This is a genomic window from Pseudomonas sp. P5_A2_2, from assembly GCF_054177685.1.
In genome coordinates this window covers 1-1,330 of the sequence record NZ_JBGCUL010001141.1, presented here as the reverse complement: position 1 = coordinate 1,330, position 1,330 = coordinate 1, and the positions used below count along the sequence as shown (strand labels likewise).

The window sequence follows — 1,330 nt, the reverse complement described above, 5'->3', positions numbered from 1 at the left end:
GAAAGTAAAGAATCGCAAGTACCACTTATAGCACTCTGATGATTTGCGATAAGTGGTGGTTGCAACACTGTGACGGAAAAAACGTCTAGGAGTTAAGAATGAAGATTGTGTCTAGTTCGTCAAGCGCTCTCGATATTTCAGTCGGTTCCGTAGAATGGGGAGAGTCCACCAAAGGAGTCCTTCGTGAGAGCGAACAAGTACAACTTATCGACAACTTGAAATTTATCTTCAGCCAGGAAAAGCTTGATGCAGAGCGCCACCGACTTGGCCTTTTAAACCCGAAGTATATTTCTATAGATGACCTTGTACCGCCCGACACAAAGATGGTCAGAGAGTCTCTGGCCTATGTTCAAGATCTGTATAAGCCAACTTTAATGCGACACTGCTGGCGCACCTACTACTTTGGATCATTGATCGCGCTGCACGATGGAATCGACTTCGACCGCGAACTTGGCTTCACCTCCGCCATGCTTCACGACCTGGGCCTGACGCCCACAGCTAACCCGCAACCATGCGACTGTTGTTTCGCCGTCAATGGTGGCGTGCACGCACGAGACTTCTTGCTCGGAAAAGGGTTCTGTCGCGAGCACGCGGATATCGTCGCGCATGCAATTGCCGTTCATCTTAATTATCATGTTCCATCTGAGGAACATGGTGCAGAGGCGTTCTTAGTAACTCGCGGCGCTATCTGCGATGTCTTTGGAACAGGTGTTTCACGAATGTCACAACGATCAGTAAAAGAGGTGCTTTCCAAATACTCTCGAGACGAGCTCTACAGTGTATTCAGCGCGACTGCATTCGAACATTTGGTCGGCACACGCTTTGAAGTGTCTTTCAAGGCAGTAACAAATGGACTGGTGGAGACAGTTCCGCATGCACTTGATTTGGCTCCTTACGTGTAAAATAAAAAACAATTTCTGATTGGACACGGCTACGCGACCCCATTGTTTTTTTAACACGGCGCAACAGCCACCTAACTCAACTTCAATCGTAAACTATTGAAGCATCACAGCTTACAGAAAACTCGGACTGGCAACTACTTAACAAGTAGTTGCCAGCCCGACTCAGCCCCGCCATTAACTTTATGTCAAAGGAGTTACTATGCCTGCTTACGTTGTCATGTCCCGCGTCCGGACCACCAATGCGAACGAGCTAGATATTTACCAGAAAAAAGGTCCGCAGACTCTTGCTGGGCGCCCGGTGACACCGCTAGCGTTCTACGGAGATCTCGACATCCTTGACGGCCAGCAGATTGAAGCGGCTGCCATTCTTCAATTTCCCTCGATCAAGGAGGCCCATGAATGGTATGCAAGTGACGCGTATCAAGAAG

At 48.6% G+C, this 1,330-nt stretch carries 2 protein-coding genes; both read left to right on the top strand.

Annotated features, from left to right (window positions below):
- Positions 1-98 precede the first annotated feature (98 nt).
- Positions 99-902, top strand: a complete 804-nt coding sequence (locus ACXRVY_RS29535) for an HD domain-containing protein (RefSeq protein ID WP_223458896.1) — start codon at positions 99-101, stop codon at positions 900-902.
- 199 nt (positions 903-1,101) lie between these two features.
- Positions 1,102-1,330 (top strand): DUF1330 domain-containing protein (locus ACXRVY_RS29530; RefSeq protein WP_458239024.1); only part of this gene is annotated, 229 nt, incomplete at its 3' end.

Excerpts from the sequence above, each read along its gene's own strand:
- ACXRVY_RS29535 (WP_223458896.1), top strand. The coding sequence starts at position 99 with ATGAAGATTGTGTCTAGTTCGTCAAGCGCTCTCGATATTTCAGTCGGT.